The sequence below is a fragment of the Desulfovibrio sp. JC022 genome (assembly GCF_010470665.1).
Taxonomy (GTDB): domain Bacteria; phylum Desulfobacterota; class Desulfovibrionia; order Desulfovibrionales; family Desulfovibrionaceae; genus Maridesulfovibrio.
The window spans coordinates 302526-322437 of the sequence record NZ_VOPZ01000002.1 but is presented as its reverse complement, the minus strand read 5'-3'; the positions used below and the strand labels follow the sequence as shown (position 1 = coordinate 322437).

Genomic DNA, 19912 nt, shown 5'->3' with positions numbered 1-19912 from the left:
GGGATTGGTTGGATGACTTTTCGGGTTAGTAGGACAGTTTAGTAACGTCCGGCCCAATAAAAACTTAATGAAAATGCGTGAACTCTTCAAATGCGGCTCTGAAGGTTCCAGCCGTTCACGCTCTACACAGGAGATAATCCCAGTGTCTAAAAACCTTTACATCACTGCCACCGAAGAGAAGAGCGGTAAATCTGCCATTGCTCTGGGCGTGATGCAACTGTTGCTAAGAGACCTGCAGCACGTAGCCATCTTCCGACCCATCATTAATGATAACCAGACCGGTGCCCGTGATCACGATATCAATCTGATCATGGAACATTTCAAACTGGATATCAGTTATGAGGATACTTATGCCTACACCTTGAAGGAAGCAAGGGAACTCATTAACAGCGGCAAGCATTCTTTGCTGCTGGAGAATATTCTCAACAAGTACAGCCAGCTTGAAGAGAAGTATGACTTCGTGCTTTGTGAAGGAACCGACTTTCAGGGTAAAGACCAGAACTTCGAGTTCGACATCAACGCGGAAATCGCCGCCAACCTCAGCTGTCCCGTACTTCTGGTTGCAAACGGAAGAGGGAAGACCGCTGACGACATTATCGCCTCTACCCAGCTCGTTATCGATGCTCTCGAAGACAAAGGCGTAGACACCGTCGCCGCAATCATCAACAGGCTTACCGCGACTGATGATGAGAAAAAAGAGATCCTGTCCAGCATTAAGTGCAAGACCAGATGTACTCAGGAACTTCTCGTTTACGGTATTGATGAAAACGAAAGTCTGGGTAATCCCAGCATGAACGACGTCCGCAAGTGGCTTGACGGTGCTGTTCTTTATGGTCATGGAAGACTTGATACACTCGTTGATGATTATGTTATCGCAGCTATGCGTATCGGCAACTTCCTTGAATACATTGAAGATGGCAGTCTGATCATCACTCCCGGTGACCGTTCCGATATTATTCTGAGCTCACTGGCATCCCGTCTTTCAAGTTCTTTTCCGGATATCTCCGGTATTCTGCTTACTGGCGGACTTCAGCCCAGTGCCAGCGTGCACCGCTTGATTGAAGGTTGGACCGGTGTTCCTACTCCCATCCTTTCCGTATCTACCAACACTTACCGTACCACTCAGCTGCTGAGTGAACTCTACGGAAGAATCGATCCTGACGATCAGCGTAAGACAGCTTCCGCTCTGGGTACTTTTGAAGCCAGCGTGAAGACAGATGAGCTGAGACACCGTCTGATCACCAGCAAATCCAGCAAAGTTACTCCCAAAATGTTTGAGTATAAGCTGGTTCAGAAAGCTAAGGCCAACAAGCAGACCATCGTCCTTCCTGAAGGAACTGGCGAAAGGGTTCTGCGTGCGGCTGATATGCTGACCCGCCGTGGTGTTGCTGATATCGTCCTGCTCGGTAAGGCTGATGAAATAGCTGGAAAGATTTCCCAGCTCGGCCTTGAAATGAACGATGTGCGTATCCTCGATCCCGAGTCCGCACCCCAGTTCGATGATTACTGCGAAACCTACTTCAAGCTTCGCGAGCACAAGGGCATCCGTATGTCCGACGCCCGTGACCGTATGCTGGACCCCACTTACTTCGCATCCATGATGGTCCAGAAAGGCGACGCAGACGGTATGGTTTCCGGTTCCGTAACCACCACCGCACAGACTATCCGTCCCGCTTTTGAGTTCATCAAGACCAAGCCCGGTGCGTCCATCGTATCAAGTGTCTTCCTGATGTGCCTCAAAGACAAAGTTCTGGTCTTCGGTGACTGCGCAGTCAACCCGAATCCCAATGCGGAACAGCTGGCCGAGATTGCTTTGAACTCTGCCGAAACCGCTAAGATCTTCGGTGTTGAACCCCGCGTAGCCCTCATGTCTTACTCCACTGGGCAGTCCGGTAAGGGTGCTGATGTTGAGAAGGTTAAGGAAGCGGTAAAAATAGCCAAGGAACGCAATCCTGAATTGAAGCTCGAAGGGCCTATTCAGTACGATGCCGCCATTGATCCTTCCGTTGCGAAGACCAAACTTCCCGACAGTGAAGTAGCAGGTAAGGCAACTGTTTTTATTTTCCCCGATCTTAACACTGGCAATAATACCTATAAAGCTGTACAACGCTCCGCCGAACAGTCAGTCGCAATCGGCCCAGTACTCCAGGGTCTCAACAAGCCTGTGAACGACCTCTCCAGAGGCTGCACTGTTCCGGATATTGTTAACACCGTCGCAATCACAGCAATTCAGGCAGCAGCCGAAAAAGGACTTATTTAAAATGAAAATCTTAGTTATCAACGCTGGTAGCTCTTCTATCAAATACCAGCTTTTGGACATGACCTCCGGTAACGATCTCGCTTCCGGTATTGTAGAACGCATCGGCGAAGAAATGGGTAGCATCAGCTACAAGACCTCTGAAAAATATACCGCTGAGCAGCCTTTTCCCACCCACAGGGAAGGTATGGTTGAAGTAATCAACCTGCTTACCGACGCCGATAAAGGTGTTGTAAAAGAAAAGTCCGAGATCGCAGCTATCGGTCATCGTATTGTTCACGGTGGTGAGCTTTTCTTCGAGCCTGTTGAAGTTGACGAAAAAGTTTTGCAGGGTATCCGCGATTGTATTCCTCTCGCACCTCTGCACAACCCCGGTCACGTTATCGGTATTGAAACCGCTATGGAACTGTTCCCCGGTGTAAAACAGGTTGTTGTTTTCGACACCTCTTTCCACCAGACCATGGAGCCCAAGGCTTACATGTACGGCGTTCCTTACGAATACTATGAAAACTGGGGCCTTAGAAAATACGGTATGCACGGCACTTCCCACAAGTTTGTTGCCCGTGAAACCGCTAAACTTCTGGGCAAGCCCCTTGAAGAGTCCAACATCATCACTGTTCACCTCGGAAACGGTGCTTCCATTTCCGCAGTCAAGAACGGTAAGTGCTACGACACTTCCATGGGTCTGACTCCTCTCGGCGGTATCATCATGGGTACCCGTTGCGGCGATGTTGATCCTGCAATCGTGGGCTTCATTGCTGAAAGAACCGGCCAGAGTGCTGCTGAAGTCGTTTCTACCCTCACTAATGAGTCCGGCCTCAAAGGCATCTGCGGTTCCAACGATCTGCGCGACATTCACGCCCGCATTGAAGAAGGCGACGAAAAAGCAGAACTCGCTCTGGATATGGCCTGCCATCGCGTACGTCAGTTCATCGGTGCTTACGCTTTTGAACTGGGCCGTGTTGACGCCATCGTATTCACCGCAGGTATCGGCGAAAACGATCCTGAATACCGCGCAAGATCCCTTTCCGGTCTTGAAAACTTTGGTATCACCATCAACAAAGACAAGAACTGGAACTGGGACAGAACTCCCTCTTTCATCAGTGATGATGACGGTGCTGTAAAGGTAGCGATTATTGCCACTAACGAAGAACTTGAAATTGCTAACGATACTGTAGCAGTTCTCGGACTGTAGAAGTATATATTGAAAAAAAACCGGGGTGAAGTGTGGAAGACTTCACCCCGGTAAAGAATGGACAGGCCTCCTAGTTTTAGTGCGATGACCCATTTAATGGGCACTGCACTAGAAGGACTGCCTGAAGGAAACGGTCCGTAACAGCCTTGAAGGAAGGGGCTGTGCCGCCAGTCTTGTGGAAGGGATAAGGTGGCATTTACGGAAATATTAACGGACATTGTTTATATAACATCGTCCATCGTATTTGGGGGAAAAATGACAGCTAAAGCTGAAAGTGTAAAGCTTTTTACCGATAAAGCTGAACTTGTATCCGCTGTAGTGACAGAGATCTCTTCTCTGGATGAAGCGTACAAGTACACAATGGATCTCTGCGGAAAAAAAGAAGCCTGTAAAATGCTTATTTCCGGTTGTGAACAGAACCTCTCCAACACTGCTGAGCAGCTCTGTGCAACCAAGACCGGCAAAACCATTGTAGCTCCTGCACTGGCCAAGAAAGAGGCCGCCGCGTTGGAAAAACAATGTGAAGAAAACGGTTTTACCCTGATTAAAGACAGCGTCCGCAACCATCTCGGCGGCATTGATATCGCATTTACCCGTGTTGATCACGGTATTGCCGAGACCGGTTCTCTCGTTCTCAACTGTCCCAATGAAGAATTGAGGCTGGCCACCATGATCAGTGAAGTACACGTAGCAGTTCTGCCCAAGTCCAAACTTGTGGATAACTCCTACGAACTTGAATCATGGATGGAAGGCAACATGATGAAGGGCGACTACACCGCATTCATCACCGGTGCCAGCCGTACTGCTGATATTGAGCGCGTTCTCGCCATCGGCGTACACGGTCCCCTTGAACTTCATATTCTTCTTCTGGAGGACTAATCATGCAGGACGCTAAGAATCTTAAAGAATACAGAAAAGAGATCAGGGAATCCCTTGATAATGATTTCCTCAGAACTGCAATGGACAATTTTGCTGTTGCCTACCGCGGCAGCCGCGCCAATGCGTTCAAGGATATGGATGAAAAAGCTCTGATCCGCGATATTGCTGAAGCCAAAGACGCTGCCGCATCCAGACTTGACGAACTTTTCGCCAAGTTCAAGGAAGAAGCTGAAAAGCGTGGCGCAGTTGTTCACCTTGCCAAGGATGCTAAGGAAGCCAATGAAATCATCGGCCGTATCGCAATGGATGAAAACTGTAAGACCATCGTCAAATCCAAGTCCATGACTGCGGAAGAGACCTTGCTGAACCACCATCTCGAAGATGATCTGAACCTCAAGGTTGTTGAAACCGACCTCGGTGAGTGGATTATTCAGATGCGTAAGGAAGGCCCTTCACACATGGTTATGCCTGCTATCCACCTTTCCCGTCATCAGGTCAGCGACCTTTTCTCTGACGTGACCGGCCAGAAGCAGGGCGATGATGTTCAGGCACTCGTTAAGGTTGCCCGCCGCGAGCTTCGTCAGGAATTTGTTGATGCCGATATGGGCATCTCCGGCGGTAACTTTGCTATCGCTGAAACCGGTTCCATCGGTCTTGTTACCAACGAAGGTAACGCCCGACTGGTTACCACTCTGCCCAGAGTTCATGTAGCTCTCATGGGTCTCGATAAACTGACCCCTAAGCTTCATGATGCTTTGCGCGTTCTGAAAGCACTGCCCCGTAATGCTACCGGGCAGGCGATCACCTCTTATGTTACCTGGATCACCGGGTCCAACGAGTGTGCCGCGGCTGAGGATGACAGGAAGAAAGTGCACTTCGTGTTTTTGGACAATGGAAGACGCGCTCTCGCAAAGGACCCGGTGTTCTCTCAGGTTCACCGCTGCGTACGTTGTGGCGCATGCGCCAACGTTTGTCCTGTCTACCGCATGGTCGGCGGCCATAAAATGGGCCATATCTATATCGGGGCTATCGGCCTCATCCTTACTTACTTCTACCACGGCACTGAAAAGGCTAAGAACCTTGTTCAGAACTGCATCAACTGTGGAGCATGTAAGGAAATCTGTGCAGGTGGAATTGACCTGCCCGGTCTGATCAAAGACATTCAGGCCCGCATTCTGGAAGAAGAAGGACATCCCATGTACTCCTCCTTCCTCGCGAAAATGATGAAGAACCGCAAACTCTTCCACAAGTTCCTGCGCATCGCCAAGACTGCCCAGAAACCCATGAAGGGTAAAGACGGCTTCATGCGCCACCTGCCCATGATCTTCATGCCTGATCATGATTTCAGGGCACTGCCTACCGTTGCAGAAGTTCCTTTCCGCGATATGTGGGCCAAGGTTCAGCCTGCAAAGGTTGCTAATCCCAAGTACAAGGTTGCGCTTTTCTCCGGTTGTGTTCAGGACTTCGTATACCCCGAGCAGTCCGTTGCTACCGTGGAAAGTATGCGCAACAAGGATGTAAATCTTGAATTCCCCATGGATCAGTCCTGCTGCGGCCTGCCGTTGCAGATGATGGGTGAAGTAACTGCCGCAAGGGAAGTTGCCATCCAGAACATGGAAGCCTTTGAAGGTACTGACTGCGATTACATCCTGACCATGTGTGCTTCCTGTGCATCCCACCTGAAGCACAATTACATGAAGATGCTCGGACAGGACCCCAAGTACGCTACCCGCGTAAAGGCTTTCGCCGACAAGGTCATCGATTACAGCTCCTTTATGAATGATGTACTTGGTGTTGAAAAAGAGGACTTCCTTGATTCCGCCGGTGATGCAGTCACCTACCACGCTCCCTGTCACCTTTGCCGTGGACTGGATGTTAAATCCGCTCCCCGTGAGTTGATGGTCAAAGCAGGACTGGATTACAAGGAAAGTGCTGAAGAAGAAGTCTGCTGCGGTTTCGGTGGAACCTACTCTGTGAAGTTCCCCAAAATCTCTGAGCAGCTGCTTACTAAGAAAGTTAATAATGCGAAGGAAAGCGGTGCTAAAGTATTGCTGACCGACTGCCCCGGTTGCGTAATGCAGATTCGCGGCGGTGCCAAAAAGCAGGGTACGGATCTTGAAGTTAAGCACATTGCTGAATATATGGCTGAACGCAGAAAATAAAATACGACACACGCTCACTGTCCGCGGCTATGTTTGCCGGTCGCGGACAGTGGTTTAAGCTGCGGCATGTAATAATGCCTCCAAACCCGGTACCTTCACCTCGCAACTGAAAACACCGGTTACAGGCCGCGCACTTAAGGCTTTTCCATTCGCTCGCCCGATGGAAAAGCCTTTTTTGTTATGTTTGTGTTAAAATGTGCATCGTAGTGTTTTTCTATTGTTTTTGATAACATCAAAAGTATTAACTTTTGTTGTTTTGTTACCGATACGTGTGTATTGTGGACGTTAAAGCTGTGTAATCGAAGGGATGAGCATGCAGCATTATATTGTTTTGTGCTTCAGGGATAATATCAAATTTGAATTTTCGGGAGAGGGCTATGTTAAAAAATTTGTCTATCGGTGGACGCTTTGTTTTGCTGCTGGCTTCAGTCTTAGTGTTTTTGATAATCTGCGGAGCTATGTTCCTTGCTGAAATCCGTCAGGTCGAGCATATTGGCCTTACTGAGATTGAAAATGTAATGCTTCAAGGTCAGAAGGACAAGATTGAGGTTGCCACCCGCGCTGCTGCGGAGTCTATGGGGGCACAGCTTAGAGCTGTTGACGGCGAAGATGCTAAAATTGAATTTATACGTAAATCCATTGACAGCTTCAGATTTGAAAATGATAAGTCCGGTTACTTTTTTGTTTACAAAGGGACTACTGTTGTCGCCCTACCACCTAAAAAATCTTTGCAGGGTAAAGATCTCAGTGGTGCCAAAGACAAGAACGGTGTTTACTTTGTCAAGGAACTTTCCAGTGCTGCCAGAAATGGTGATTTTGTAGAATATATTTTTGATAAACCCGGAAAAGGCCTCCAGCCTAAACTTGCTTACGCGACCATGATTCCCGGAACATCCATGTGGATCGGAACCGGGGTATACATTGATAATATTGAAGCGGAAAGGATGCGCGTAGAAACAGTAATTGATGATGCTGTCGTGGCTGATACAACCAAAATTGTGTTGATTATGCTCGCATTGCTACTTTTTGCGCTTACCCCGCTTTGTATTGTCATTGTCCGTTCCATCGTACGTCCTGTGCAGGCTGCAACTGATGCGGCGGTACATGTTTCTGAAGGCGATCTGACCATTACCCTTAACCCCACCGGACGGAGTGAAATTTCCACTTTGCAGCGGGCCATTAACACTATGACCACAACCCTTGATGAGAACCTGACTGATATCAAGCGTAAGGAAGCAGAATCTGCTGAGCAGGCACGAGTGGCCCAAAAGATGGCTGCCGAGGCTGATGAAGCCCGTAAAGAGGCAGAAGGTGCCAAGCGTGAAGGTATGCTTGCTGCTGCAAATAAGCTTGAGACCGTACTGAACAGTATCGTGAAAATCTCCCGCGATGTTGAAAAGTCCACTAATGAAATTATGAACGGCAGTGAGTTCCAGAAGGAACGCATTGCTGAGACCGCAACAGCTATGGAAGAGATGAACGCCACGGTTCTGGAAGTTGCGAAGAATGCTACTGAAACCAACGAAGATACCGAGCAGACAAGAGATAAGGCCAGTGAAGGCCAGAGTGTAGTTCAGGGGACCATTGAGTCCATGGTCGGCATTCAGGACCAGACCAATGAGCTGGAAAGGCTCATGGATCAGCTAAACACCCAGTCCATTGAAATCGGTACTGTCATGGGTGTAATTAATGATATCGCGGACCAGACCAACCTGCTGGCACTTAACGCTGCTATTGAGGCCGCTCGTGCGGGTGATGCAGGCCGGGGATTTGCTGTCGTTGCAGATGAGGTCCGCAAACTTGCTGAGAAGACTATCGGGGCCACCGATGAAGTGGATAAGAGTATCTCTTCCATTCAGGGGCTGGCCAAGCAGAATATTGAAGGAATGCGCACAGCTGTAGAAGCTATCGGCGGGGCAACAGACCACTCTCGTTCTTCCGGTGAGGTTCTTTCTGAGATTGTTACTCTTGCTTCCAACGCAGCAGGGCAGGTACAGTCCATTGCAACTGCTGCTGAAGAGCAGTCTGCAACCTCTGATGAAATCAACCGCAGTATTGCTGAGATTGATTCCATGACTGAAGATAACGCCCGCAACAGTATGCTTGCCGCTGAAGCCGCGACGGATCTTTCCCGTGAAGTGGATGCGCTGGTAGCTTTGGTGGAAGAACTTAGAAGTTAGCAGGCTGTTGAAAAACGGCGATCTGCGTCGTTGTTTTAAAAAGTTCAAACCCTCGCGTACTGAAAAGTACGCGTCGGTCTTGAACTTTTCTTGCGCCTAGCATCTCACCATTTTTGAACAGCCTGTGTGTTTAGGCTTGAACAGCCCGTAAAAATAAGCTCTAATGCAGCTTTGAAATAACAAATCCATTGTCCTGTTCTTAATATGCACTTAAGGAACGGAGGAAAAATGATTAAACATATTGTAATGTGGAATCTTAAAGAGGAAGCTGCCGGAGCAACTGCTGCGGAAAACGGGGTTAAGATCAAAGAAATGATTGAGGCCCTGAACGGTAAGATTAATGAACTCAAGCATGTTGAAGTAAGTGTGGATGTTTTCGAATCCACACAGAAGTGGAATATCGTGCTTTATTCTGAATTTGACAGCAAAGAAGATCTACAGGCTTATGCTGTCCATCCTCTGCATCAGGAATGCGTTGCATTTATCAAGGAAGTTGTATCTTCCCGTGATGCGATTGATTATGTAATCTAGTAATAGCCGCATATGCTTTAAAAGGCCGGAGACTTATCGTCTTCGGCCTTTTTTGTTACTGGTGTTTTGGACGGTAATGCTTATATTTATTAAAGGAGATAATTTGTAATGTGTTAAAAATACAGCAGTGAATGTTTTTTGCTGGATGTATTTTTATCCAAAAATAATGTTAATTACTTTGAATTTTTCCACCAAAGATGTATATTTTTACTAAGACTGGGATTTTGTCCCTGATACGGTGTAACGAACATCCTACCTGAATCCATAAATCGGGGGAGGGCATATGTTGAAGAATCTATCAATTGGCGCAAGGTTTTTCTTGTTATTGGCATTGATGGTGCTTTTTCTGATTGCAACCGGAGCATTCTTTATGGGTGCTATTCGGGATGTTACTAATCTTGGTGTGGGTAATACTGAAAAGATAATGCTTCAGGACCAGAAGGATAAGATCAAGGTCGCTACTCAGAGTATGGCTTTGTCTATTGGACAGGAAATCAAGTATTTTACCGATAAGGAAGAGCGACTTCAGTTTATTCGTGAAGCACTTGACCCAGTTCGTTTTGAGAAGGACGGTTCCGGCTATTTCTTTGTTTACAGGGGCACCGTGAATATGGTTATGCCGCCCAAGAAGTCCCTGCAAGGCAAGGATCTGGCGGGACTTAAGGACCAAAACGGACTGCTTGTTATTCAGGAGATTAACAAGGTTGCCAATTCTGGCGGCGGTTTTGTGAAGTACTTCTTTGAAAAGCCCGGATCCGGGGTGCAGCCTAAGATCAGTTACGCCATGATGATTCCCGGTACTGATATGTGGATCGGAACCGGAGTCTATATTGATAATATTGAAGTGGAAACCGGGAAGATGGGTGATGCCATGAGGGAAAGTGCCGATGGCTTTACCATGAAGATCGTTTTCGGTGCAGGAGCTGTTCTGTTGCTGATAGTTCTTCCTCTTTCCATTTACCTGATCCGTTCAATAGTGAATCCTCTTGTTGAGTCCACCAAGGCCGCCACTGAAGTTGCTGAGGGAAATCTTGATGTTTCCCTTAACCCTGAAGGGCGAAATGAAATCTCTACCTTGCAGAGAGCTTTGAATACCATGGTGGAAACCTTGTCATCCAACCTTGAAAGTATCAAGTCCAAGGAAGCCGAGGCTCAGGAGCAGGCCCGCATCGCCGAAGGTGCTGCTGCCCAGGCCCGTGAGGCCCAGATAAAGGCTGAAGGTGCCAAGAAGGAAGGTATGCTTGCTGCGGCAAACAGGTTGCAGGAAGTTATTGACCGTGTATCAAGTATTACCAACGAGGTTTCCAGCAATGCTGAGGAAATCCAGCGCGGTAGTGAATTCCAGAAGCAGCGTGTTGCGGAAACCGCAACCGCCATGGAAGAGATGAACGTGACTGTCCTTGAAGTTGCCAAGAATGCTACTGAAACCAATGAGAGTTCTGCAAGGTCCATGGAAAAGGCCAGCGAAGGAGCCAAGGTGGTTCAGGGTGTTATTGACGCAATGGGCAATATTCAGGAGCGTACTGCAAAGCTTAAGGATTCCATGGAGCATCTTGATGCTCAGGCCGTGGATATCGGTAATGTCCTTGGTGTGATTAATGACATTGCAGACCAGACCAATCTGCTGGCCCTGAACGCCGCTATCGAGGCTGCCCGTGCCGGTGATGCCGGTAGGGGGTTCGCTGTTGTGGCAGACGAAGTTCGCAAGCTTGCTGAAAAGACAATCGGTGCCACCGAGGAAGTCGAAACTAGTATCAATTCCATTCAGAAGCTGGCCCGTGAAAATGTTAAGGGTATGGACTCCACGGTTGATGCTGTGGAAAGTGCTACTGAGCTTTCACGGTCCTCCGGTGAAATGCTGGATGAAATTGTCGAGCTGGCCGCAGGTTCCGCTGATCAGGTGCGCTCCATAGCCACCGCAGCGGAGGAACAGTCTGCTACTTCTGATGAAATCAACCGCAGTGTCGGTGAAATTGATTCCATGACTGAAGAGAATGCTCATAATAGCCAGTTGGCAGCGGAAGGAACCCGTTCGCTTACTGCTGAAGTTCAGGAACTTCTCAATCTGGTTGAAGAATTGCGTAGTGAAGAGTAAGGTCCAAATAAGAGGACAGAATTTTCTGTCCTCTTAAAATTGATTGCCGGAGGGGTTCATGGATTCAGAACTTATTGAGACCGTTAAAGAACACCTGCTTGAGAAGGCAGGTATGCCTAATGAAAAACTGGTTGATTTTTTGAAAGAAACATCAGTCTATCTGAAGGGGATTATGGACGCTCTTGATGAGGGGATCGATGAAGGTCGTTTTGAGATAGTAGTTTCCAGTGCCCATACTTTAAAGGGGAGTCTGAGCAATCTCGGTCTTGAAGAGTTGAGTCAGATTGCGGGAAATTTGGAAGCTGCCGCTGTCAACACTTCTCCTCTATATTTGAGTTGTTACCATATGCGATTACGCAAGGGACTTATTACCCTGCTTGATTATGCTGATAAAAACTAAAAAATCCCGGAACAAGCGTTCCGGGATTTTTTTATGTATTCAGGAATCTTACCGTTCTGTTTTCCGACCAGAGCTGCTTTTCCATGGGGAGGTCTGCAAATCCCACGTGCCCTCCGAAGTTGGTGATTTGTAGGGACAGCACTTGACTGTTTTCAGCTTCCTGAATGGGATAGCACTCAGGGGTCAAAAAGGGGTCGTCCTTGGCACTCAGGACCAGTGAAGGGACTTTGATATTTTTGAGGTACTGATTGCAGGATGACCTGCGGTAGTAGTCGGTAGCATCTGCAAAGCCGTTGATGGGTGCGGTGTATGCGTTGTCGAAATCAACAATATTTTTGATGGAAGGAAGCTTGTCGAGAGGGTAAAGGTCCGGGAATTGTTTGTGTTTAAGTTTGATTTTCTGCTTCAACGATCGCAAAAAATAACTGGTGTAGATGAAATTGGATCTATCGCAAAGCCTGACAGCGGACGCCTCAAGGTCGCAGGGTACTGAAATTCCGATAGCCCGCTTTACTTTGGCCGGAACTTTGTCGGGGTTTTCACCCAGATATTTCAATACATGGTTTCCGCCCATGCTGAAGCCTACGAGGGCTGCATCTTCGTATATTCCATGATCTAAACCGTATTCAAGAACGGTATGCAGGTCCCGGGTGTCACCGCTGTGGTACATACCGGGTTTTCTGTTCATGTCGCGGCTGCATCCACGGAAGTTGTAGGTAATGCAATCCCAACCGGCGAGCACAAGAGCACGGGCCATGCCGAGCACGTAAGGTCTGCGGGCATTGCCTTCAAGGCCATGGGCAATAACGGCAAGGCGTGAGCTGCTTGCAAGGTGCCAGTCAATATCAAGAAAGTCGCCGTCAGGAGTTTCAATTCTTCGTTTTATTACAGGCGGGAGGCTGACTTTCCGGAAAAGTCGAGGAAATATTGTTTGGATATGACCGGATTGGAGAGGAAATTTAGGTTTATAGGGAGGGGGTTGCAATAAAGGCATTTGGTAAAAATATCCGTCCTTTGGCTTACTCAATTGAAACCGGTTGATTGTTGCTTGCAATTCGAAAGATAATATACCCTTGAAGGGCTGCTGTCAAAAGGGTTATGCGCAGAGTAATTAAGATCCTTTCGAGGATAGTCAAGGGTTTACTGTAAGAGGAGTTTCAGGCCGATCAAAATAAGCACGCCGCCGCCGACCCTTTCTGCAATGTGGCTGTAGCTGGAAGCCTTTGCAAATGATTTTCCAAGCCAGAGCCCGAATGAAGTCAGCACCAGCGCGGTAATCCCGATCATGACGCAGGGAAATGCAATGGGGTAATCCATAATGGAAAAGGAAAGTCCCACGGCTAATGCATCAAGGCTGGTGGCAACAGACAGAAAGATCAAGGAAAAGCCTTTGGTGGGGTCCTTGTGTGTCTCGCATGAATCGTCGGTTTCAAAGGATTCCTGAATCATTTTACCGCCTACGAGTGCAAGCAGGAAAAAGGAAATCCACGGGGCATAGGTTTCGACCATGGATTTCACAGTCAATCCGGCCAGCCAGCCTAAAAGCGGCATCAGGGCCTGAAATAATCCGAAGTGAAAGGAGAGTCTGAAGTTCTGGCGTCTGCTCACTTCCGGCATGCACAGTCCGCAGGCAACGGCTATGGTGAAAGCATCCATGGCAAGGGCCACGGAGATAATGAATATTTCGTAAAACGGCATGATCAGACTGTACTCCCTTATGTCGTATGGGGGATACTCTTACCTCTACCGTGCCCGTTTGTTAAGTGAAAGATGCTATAATAAAGGAGGCGCGCCCTGCTTAAGCACGCCTCCCTATGCAGGTGGAGGGACCTGCATGGCTTACATGATAATTTTTAGAACCCTGCTGCTTTGAGAAATCGCTGGGAAACAAGACCACTGGCAATGTGTTGGCGGGTCTCTTTGGAAAGCTCCAGTTTACCGTTTATATCAACAGGGTGGCTGTCATATGCATCTTTGAGTACGTTTTCAAAGTCTTCCCTGAGTTTAAGAAAGGATTTTTTTATTTCAGGGTAATCACAATCCACCCGCCAAGGGAGTGTAAATTTTCCCTCGACTTCACCCTTCTTATGGTCGGGGGTATATAATCGGTATGCGGTACAGCCTGCACCGGCGCGTTCGCATTTTCCGGGCAGACAGCTTGCCGACCAAGAGTTTGGCGGTTCGGGAATGGAAGATTCCATAACTACCTGCGGCAGCCCCAGTTCTTTTTCAAAGTCTTCCAGCCTGATGGTATAGGTCAGCACCGGCCGGAAGTTTCCCCGTTTTTTGTTTAAATTCCATTCAATAATCATTTTAGCTCCTCCTATGGAATGTTTAGCTATCTGCTAGACTAAAACTAATAGGGATTCCAAAGGGCCTTAGGTCCTTTGGCCGCCGGAGGCGAAATCTGTTTTATTAAAAGCGCGAAGCGCATCAAACTTATTTTTAACAAACATCAATCATTTCACCGAAAGGCGGGGCATATCCTGCGCCGCCGGTTCTGGCCCAGAGTACCGGGTAGTCCGGTTCGCGCTCGGGAAACTGCCCGCATTCCATGTCACTCAAATAGACCAGACAGGCCGGATCTATGTTTTTGCGCTCAATAAAATTGAAGACGGGACGAAAATCTGTTCCTCCGCCCCCTTGCGGTTCTAGCTCAAGGGGTAAATCCGCACGGCTGAAAACTTGTTCCCCGGTGATTTCAAGGTCGCACCAGAGTACCCGGATGGTGGTGTCGTATGTTTCGAGGATAGATGAAAGCTCAGCTGAAAATTGCTCCAACTCCTGTGGTGCGATGCTTCCTGATGTATCCACAGCCAGCACTACTTCGGGCAGCAGCTCTGTTGAGAGAGAGGGCAGGTAAAGTCCCATATGCAGATGACGGCGGCTGGGCGGGGCCCAGGCATAATCGTTGCGTGCCCGGGCACTGATGAATCGGTCCAGCAGTTCCCGCCAGTCTAATTTGGGGTAGAGCAGCTTTTCCACCAACCGTTCAAGGCCACCGGGCAGATCTCCGCAATCTCGGGCCTGATTGGTGGCCTGTGCAAGAGCCAGCAGCCAATCCTTGTCTGTTTCATCACCGGAATCTCCATCTCCGGACTCCGCTTCGTCTGCGTCGCGGATTTCCCCGGTTCCGCCGGGATCAGCGGATTGCTCCTGATCGGTATTACCCTCGGAATCTTCAATTTCCTCCGAATCCATGCCATCTGCGGATGAATCGCCATCATCGCCAGCTTGGGAACGTTCCTCATCATCACCGGATTCAAGATCATTGCCTTCGCCATCGCCGTCTTCGTATTCAACATCAATGCGTTTAGGGCCGTCCTGTTTTTTGCCGATTTCAGGGTTTCCGGCCTGATCGAAATTCTTGGTCAGATCAGTGAAAATATCCTCGGCATTTTTGCCATGGTATTTCTCGTCATCCAAAAATCCTTCGGGGAGATCGAAACCAGCTTGCAGCAGAATCCAGTTTATGGAGTAGTCGCAGGCCATGTTCCATAACCGTTCGTCGCGGTTGCCGCGTCTTTTGTGATGCTGGCAGGCCGGGTGCATGATGGTATGGGCCAGAACTCCCTGCAATTCTTCATGGGAAAGTTTGTCCACGAAGTGCGGGTTGTAGGCAAATATTTTGCCGTCGGTCCATGTCCCATCACAGGTGCGGTCTTCCTGCGGTTCCATGCGCAGGCAGAGGGAACCGAAAAAAGGGTGCTGTAGGAGCAGGTCGGCGCGGGCCTTGAGCAGTTTGCGGTCAGCGTTCATTCGCAATTCCTAGAAAAGAATGTCCGAGTTGGCAGTGGCCCAGCGGTTGAATCCGTCCGATTCAACAATGGAACGATCCTTCTTGACCGCATTACGCACCAGCAGCACTGCAAACTCCGCAGGCAGTCTTGAAGCAAAGACCATGATAGAATCAGCATATTCCGGGGCGGCCTTGGAAGCCACTGATTCGCAGAGAGCGTAAGTTGTTGCCGGATCTTCGGGGATGGCTACCTTGTCCGGTGATTTGAGTACGAATTCAGGATCGGGAAGTTTGCGGTAGATTTTGCAGAAGCCGCTGAATTCCGCTGCTGCTCCTTCGCCCACCGTTCCTTTGAATAGTTCGTATTCGACTTCCGGGGAGGGGGTGGATTTGATTATCCCGGAAACGAACTCCCAAGAGCGGGGAGAAGGGAAAGCTTTTTCATTGCGGGCCGGATCAAAATCGTGCAGCAGGCCGGGTCTGAATTTGATAAAGGCGAGCAGCTCTTCAGCAATACTACTTTCAGCAGCCCAGTCGAGCCAATCCGTAGTGCTTACTTCAAAATCAAGGTGTACAAAGCGATTGGCAAGAGCTGAAGGCATACGGTGTGTTACGGCCTTGTCGGACTCGCGGTTACCGGCGGCAATGACGGTCCATCCTTCAGGTAGGGTGTATTCTCCCAGCTTACGGTCGAGGACCAGCTGATAACAGGCGGCCTGTACCAGCGGCGGGGCGGCGTTAAGTTCATCAAGAAAAAGGATTCCCTTACCGTCTTTGGGCAGAAAGGAGGGCGGACACCAACTGGCATTGCCGTCGTCGGAAATGCGGGGCAGGCCGCGCAGATCCACCGGATCAAGCAGGACAGCGCGCAGGTCGGTCAGTTCAAGATCAAGTTCATTGGCAACTTGGGCTACAACCTGACTTTTTCCCACTCCGGGAGGACCCCAGAGGAAAACAGGCTGTTTGGTCTTTATCAACGTATGCAAGGACTTGGTAATTAATTTTGGAGTCATGTATTTGTTCTCGGTGCTATTTATTGTTGTTTTGGTCTCAAAACTGAATCATTGATATTGAAAACGATTTTCGATGTCAATAAAAAGATATTGAAAAAGCCGGATACAAATTGCATCCGGCTTTGTAATATCAAGTTGGTCAGGGGGATTATTCTATGACCGCTTCTGCCTGATTGCGATATTTGCGATAGATTTTGAATCCCAAGAGGGTAGAGATGACAAATAGCACCACGGCCATGATCATGCGGATGGTGGATGAAACTTCCACACCGCTGCCGAACAGGGCAAAGACCATGTTTTGGGGCAGGTAGCCGATAGTGGAGCCGAGTATAAAAGGCAGGGCCGGGATGCTTGTTACCCCTGCCAGCACATTGGTGACCACGTTACTCCCCAGCGGGAAGAAACGGATAGTCAGGGCCATGTTAAAGGGGCTGCGGCTCAGGAAGTCGTCAACTTTCTGGATGCGCGCACCGAACTTTCTTTTAATAAAGGAACGGCCCACCAACCGGGAATAAATGAATGCCCCGGCGCAGCCGAGTCCGGTACCGATAGTTCCGAGCAGGGTTCCAAGGGCGAAGCCGTACGCGTATCCGCCCATGAAGCAGATCACCTGTCTGGGAAAGCCGACAGCTGAAAAGAATGCCGCCAGTCCCACATAGGTGAGTACTCCGGTAAGGCCGCGAGAGCGCACGTGTGTGTCCATCCAATGGGTATCAAGGGCATCAGCCAGTCCGGCATACCTGATCAGGTAAACCGAAATCCCCATCACCGCCAGCATGGCCAGACCTTTAATCAAGGCTTTCACACTGACTTTTGATTCGCTGCTTACTGCACTCATTTATTTATCGTCGCTGCGGTCTTTTACACTGTATGAAAAATGGCGTCCCAGCAGCCAGCGTACGCCCAGCAGGTCGTATCCTCCGGCAATGGCCCGGTCGAGGGTGCCGTATTTGGATTCGCCTTCAAAGCGGGGGCGGTGGTTGACTTTCATTTCCGCAACGGATGCGCCCTGCATTTTCATAAGTGTGGGCAAAAAACGGTGCATGCCGTTGAAGCGGGGGATGGCCCGGACCATGGCGGTATCCATAATTTTAAGGGAGCAGCCTGTGTCCTTAACGGTTTCACGGGTCAGCCTGTTACGGATAGCATTGGCGATTTTGGAGCCGACCCGTTTGATCCATACGTCCTTGCGTTTCTGACGCCAGCCGATGGTCATGGTATGTCCTTCATTGTAAAGAGCATACATGGCCGGAAGATCGGCAGGGTCATTTTGCAGGTCAGCATCCATGGTGGCAACCCGAGGTGCGCGGGCTTCATCAAACCCGGCGCAAAAGGCTGCGGACTGGCCCCGGTTTTCCGCAAAGGCAACATAGCGGGCCTTGGGGTAGGTTGATGAAATATCTTTGAGAACGGCAAGGCTGTTATCTTTGCTGCCGTCATCTACAAATATAACTTCGTAGGGAATATTGGTCGGCTCAAGGGCTGAGTCAATTTCCTGCATCAGTTTCCGTAAATTGTCCTGTTCGTTGTAAACAGGGATTACGAGGGAGAGTTCATAGTTATTTGTCATGTCGAGAGATGAGATAAGAAAATTTAAATAATTTGTAAATAGCTGTTGACACAAAGCGGCCCCGTCTGTAGAACCCTTTTCACAGTGACGCGGGGTGGAGCAGCTTGGTAGCTCGTCGGGCTCATAACCCGAAGGTCGTAGGTTCAAATCCTGCCCCCGCAACCACACAGCTTCATCAGAAAGGCTCAACCGATAAGGTTGAGCCTTTTTTTATGTCCCAGTCATATGTCGGTTTCGGGGTCAGGAATTAACACTAAAAAATCCTCCCGTTGAGATTGTTCCACTGGAGGATTCTTCTTTCGAAGTCTGGGGTTATATTTGAAATTTATTTCTAATAGCAACCAGCCCGGCCAATCCTGCGCCCAGCAGCCATATTGCACCGGGAATGGGGGTAGGGATAGGGGTAGCAAAATCACTGTCTGATGCGGTCATACCTTCATAATCTATGCTTTGAAAACGTGCGATGAATTGATCCAATGGGGCATCCATTGAGCCTTCCACATCAAAGAGGAAGGTGGCAGTCCACCCGACTTCAAGGCCCGTTTTAGGATTTCCCCCCTGAAAGTTCTTGCCAGTATAAAGAATTGTATTCAGTCCGTCATAATATTTCAGTGGTTCATTATTAAGGTTGGTTTCTGAAGCTGATTCGATAGACCAGTTGTCTGTTACCTGTAACGGTGTTGAGATTGACTGGGAATAGTAGGAGGCTTCCCGCAGATTAAGGTTAACATCCGGTGCTGAAAAGACTAACCCCCGCAAGGTTGCAGAGCTTGCCGGAGAGGTGTTTTTTACGGTCAACAACAGGCTCGAATCGCCAGCTGAGTATGTTGCCGTGATGTCTGCACTCACATAATCCGGGTGCGTCCAGCCTGTAATTGTCGCTGCCTGCGCAACTGAGACCGTAAGCAGAATTGTCAAAAATGACATCATGATGGTTTTATTCATTATTCCTCCCGGATTTCTTCGGATCTACCCTAGTATGAAATAAATACTCATGCAGTATACTTTAAATATATTCATGAATCCAGCGGGAAGGAAGGAAAGTAGGTTTGAAAAATATATTATTTACTGTTTTCCGGTGTAGAGATGCAACGTGTGTGCTGGAGTTGATTTTAATGCAGAATGAAAACGTTAAACAGCTGCCGGCAGAATATTATAATTGAAAGCTGTTTAACGTCGTGTGTTATGATCTTATCCTGCGTCTCAAGGCTGCAAGCCCTGCAATTCCTGCCCCGAGCAGCCACACTGCTCCGGGAATGGGAGTCGGGACCGGATATGCAAAATCACTGTCGGATCCGACCATGCCGGGATAATTTATACTTTGAAATCGTCCTATAAAATTATTCATGGATTCATTCAAAGTGCCATCCACATCAAAGAGGAAGTCAGCGGTCCATCCTACCTGTAGGCCGAGATTCGGGTTGCCTCCTCCGAATTCATCACCAGTGAAAAGAGCCGTATTCAACCCGTCGTAGTACTTCATTGGCTCTGCATTGAGTATTGACTCGTCAGGGCTGCTGAGAGACCAGTTCTCGGTCACGTTTAAGGTAGGAGAAGAGATTGAGTTGGAGTAGTAAGTTACATCCCTGAGATTGAGTGTTGTATCTGCTGCTGAAAAGAGCAGGCCTCTTAGGTAGGCAGAAGTTGCAGGAGATGTGTTGGTTACAGTAAGAAGCAGGCTGGAGTCGCCGGAGTTATAGCTGGTGGAAATTTCAGCACTGATGTTGTCGCCATGAGTCCAGCCGGTGATTGATGCGGCTTGTACGGTTGAAGTCGCAATCATTATGGTAAATATTGCAATTAAAGATATATTCTTCATGATGTTACCCTCCCCCCCGGAAGGATTGAGATTCTTCAAATATATGATGAATAAATTTATGATTTTATGAGC

Annotated in this window: 17 protein-coding genes and 1 tRNA gene; 9 read left to right on the top strand and 9 right to left on the bottom strand. The window is 48.7% G+C overall.

Annotated elements, in window-relative coordinates; translation table 11 throughout:
- Positions 1-142: 142 nt before the first annotated feature.
- The 8 genes from pta to FMS18_RS04475 all read left to right on the top strand — a co-directional run bounded on the left by pta (position 143) and on the right by FMS18_RS04475 (position 11699).
- Positions 143-2260 carry a phosphate acetyltransferase gene (gene pta, locus FMS18_RS04510; RefSeq protein ID WP_163292556.1) on the top strand — a complete coding sequence of 706 codons (2118 nt, stop codon included), beginning with the start codon at positions 143-145 and terminating at the stop codon, positions 2258-2260.
- A gap of 1 nt (position 2261) precedes the next feature.
- Positions 2262-3452, top strand: coding sequence for an acetate kinase (locus FMS18_RS04505; protein ID WP_163292555.1), 1191 nt, complete (start codon positions 2262-2264; stop codon positions 3450-3452).
- A 255-nt stretch (positions 3453-3707) separates the two neighbouring features.
- A complete protein-coding gene (locus tag FMS18_RS04500) occupies positions 3708-4331 on the top strand; it encodes a lactate utilization protein (RefSeq protein WP_163292554.1) in 624 nt (207 codons plus the stop codon).
- A gap of 2 nt (positions 4332-4333) precedes the next feature.
- Positions 4334-6493, top strand: coding sequence for an L-lactate dehydrogenase (quinone) large subunit LdhH (ldhH, locus tag FMS18_RS04495; protein WP_163292553.1), 2160 nt, complete (start codon positions 4334-4336; stop codon positions 6491-6493).
- A 377-nt stretch (positions 6494-6870) separates the two neighbouring features.
- Positions 6871-8673: a methyl-accepting chemotaxis protein gene (locus tag FMS18_RS04490; RefSeq protein ID WP_163292552.1), complete on the top strand. Its 1803-nt coding sequence runs from the start codon at positions 6871-6873 to the stop codon at positions 8671-8673.
- A 228-nt stretch (positions 8674-8901) separates the two neighbouring features.
- Positions 8902-9204 carry a Dabb family protein gene (locus FMS18_RS04485; RefSeq protein WP_163292551.1) on the top strand — a complete coding sequence of 101 codons (303 nt, stop codon included), beginning with the start codon at positions 8902-8904 and terminating at the stop codon, positions 9202-9204.
- Positions 9205-9574: 370 nt separating this feature from the next.
- Positions 9575-11299, top strand: a complete 1725-nt coding sequence (locus tag FMS18_RS04480) for a methyl-accepting chemotaxis protein (RefSeq protein WP_306774074.1) — start codon at positions 9575-9577, stop codon at positions 11297-11299.
- A 58-nt stretch (positions 11300-11357) separates the two neighbouring features.
- Complete coding sequence (locus FMS18_RS04475) at positions 11358-11699, top strand: Hpt domain-containing protein (RefSeq protein ID WP_163292549.1); 342 nt, start codon at positions 11358-11360, stop codon at positions 11697-11699.
- Positions 11700-11730: 31 nt separating this feature from the next.
- On the opposite strand, the gene FMS18_RS04470 is transcribed toward FMS18_RS04475, so the two are convergent.
- The 7 genes from FMS18_RS04470 to FMS18_RS04440 form a co-directional block, all read right to left on the bottom strand.
- Positions 11731-12693: a YheT family hydrolase gene (locus tag FMS18_RS04470; protein WP_163292548.1), complete on the bottom strand. Its 963-nt coding sequence runs from the start codon at positions 12691-12693 to the stop codon at positions 11731-11733.
- A gap of 146 nt (positions 12694-12839) precedes the next feature.
- The gene (locus tag FMS18_RS04465; protein ID WP_163292547.1) at positions 12840-13397 is read right to left on the bottom strand and encodes a manganese efflux pump MntP family protein; all 558 of its coding nucleotides are present in this window, start codon (positions 13395-13397) and stop codon (positions 12840-12842) included.
- Between the two features lie 155 nt (positions 13398-13552).
- Positions 13553-14011 (bottom strand): hypothetical protein, encoded by a 459-nt coding sequence (locus FMS18_RS04460; RefSeq protein ID WP_163292546.1) that lies wholly within the window; start codon positions 14009-14011, stop codon positions 13553-13555.
- 133 nt (positions 14012-14144) lie between these two features.
- The gene (locus FMS18_RS04455) at positions 14145-15458 is read right to left on the bottom strand and encodes a VWA-like domain-containing protein (protein ID WP_163292545.1); all 1314 of its coding nucleotides are present in this window, start codon (positions 15456-15458) and stop codon (positions 14145-14147) included.
- Positions 15459-15467: 9 nt separating this feature from the next.
- The gene (locus FMS18_RS04450; RefSeq protein ID WP_163292544.1) at positions 15468-16451 is read right to left on the bottom strand and encodes a MoxR family ATPase; all 984 of its coding nucleotides are present in this window, start codon (positions 16449-16451) and stop codon (positions 15468-15470) included.
- A gap of 148 nt (positions 16452-16599) precedes the next feature.
- Positions 16600-17289, bottom strand: coding sequence for a TVP38/TMEM64 family protein (locus FMS18_RS04445; protein ID WP_163292543.1), 690 nt, complete (start codon positions 17287-17289; stop codon positions 16600-16602).
- Positions 17290-18021, bottom strand: coding sequence for a glycosyltransferase family 2 protein (locus FMS18_RS04440; protein WP_163292542.1), 732 nt, complete (start codon positions 18019-18021; stop codon positions 17290-17292).
- Positions 18022-18109: 88 nt separating this feature from the next.
- On the opposite strand from FMS18_RS04440, the gene FMS18_RS04435 reads away from it, so the two are divergent.
- Positions 18110-18186: transfer RNA gene (locus FMS18_RS04435), tRNA-Met, on the top strand.
- 147 nt (positions 18187-18333) lie between these two features.
- Here FMS18_RS04435 and FMS18_RS04430 read toward each other — a convergent pair.
- Complete coding sequence (locus tag FMS18_RS04430; protein ID WP_163292541.1) at positions 18334-18966, bottom strand: hypothetical protein; 633 nt, start codon at positions 18964-18966, stop codon at positions 18334-18336.
- Between the two features lie 238 nt (positions 18967-19204).
- The gene (locus FMS18_RS04425) at positions 19205-19804 is read right to left on the bottom strand and encodes a VPLPA-CTERM sorting domain-containing protein (RefSeq protein ID WP_239060936.1); all 600 of its coding nucleotides are present in this window, start codon (positions 19802-19804) and stop codon (positions 19205-19207) included.
- Positions 19805-19912 lie beyond the last annotated feature (108 nt).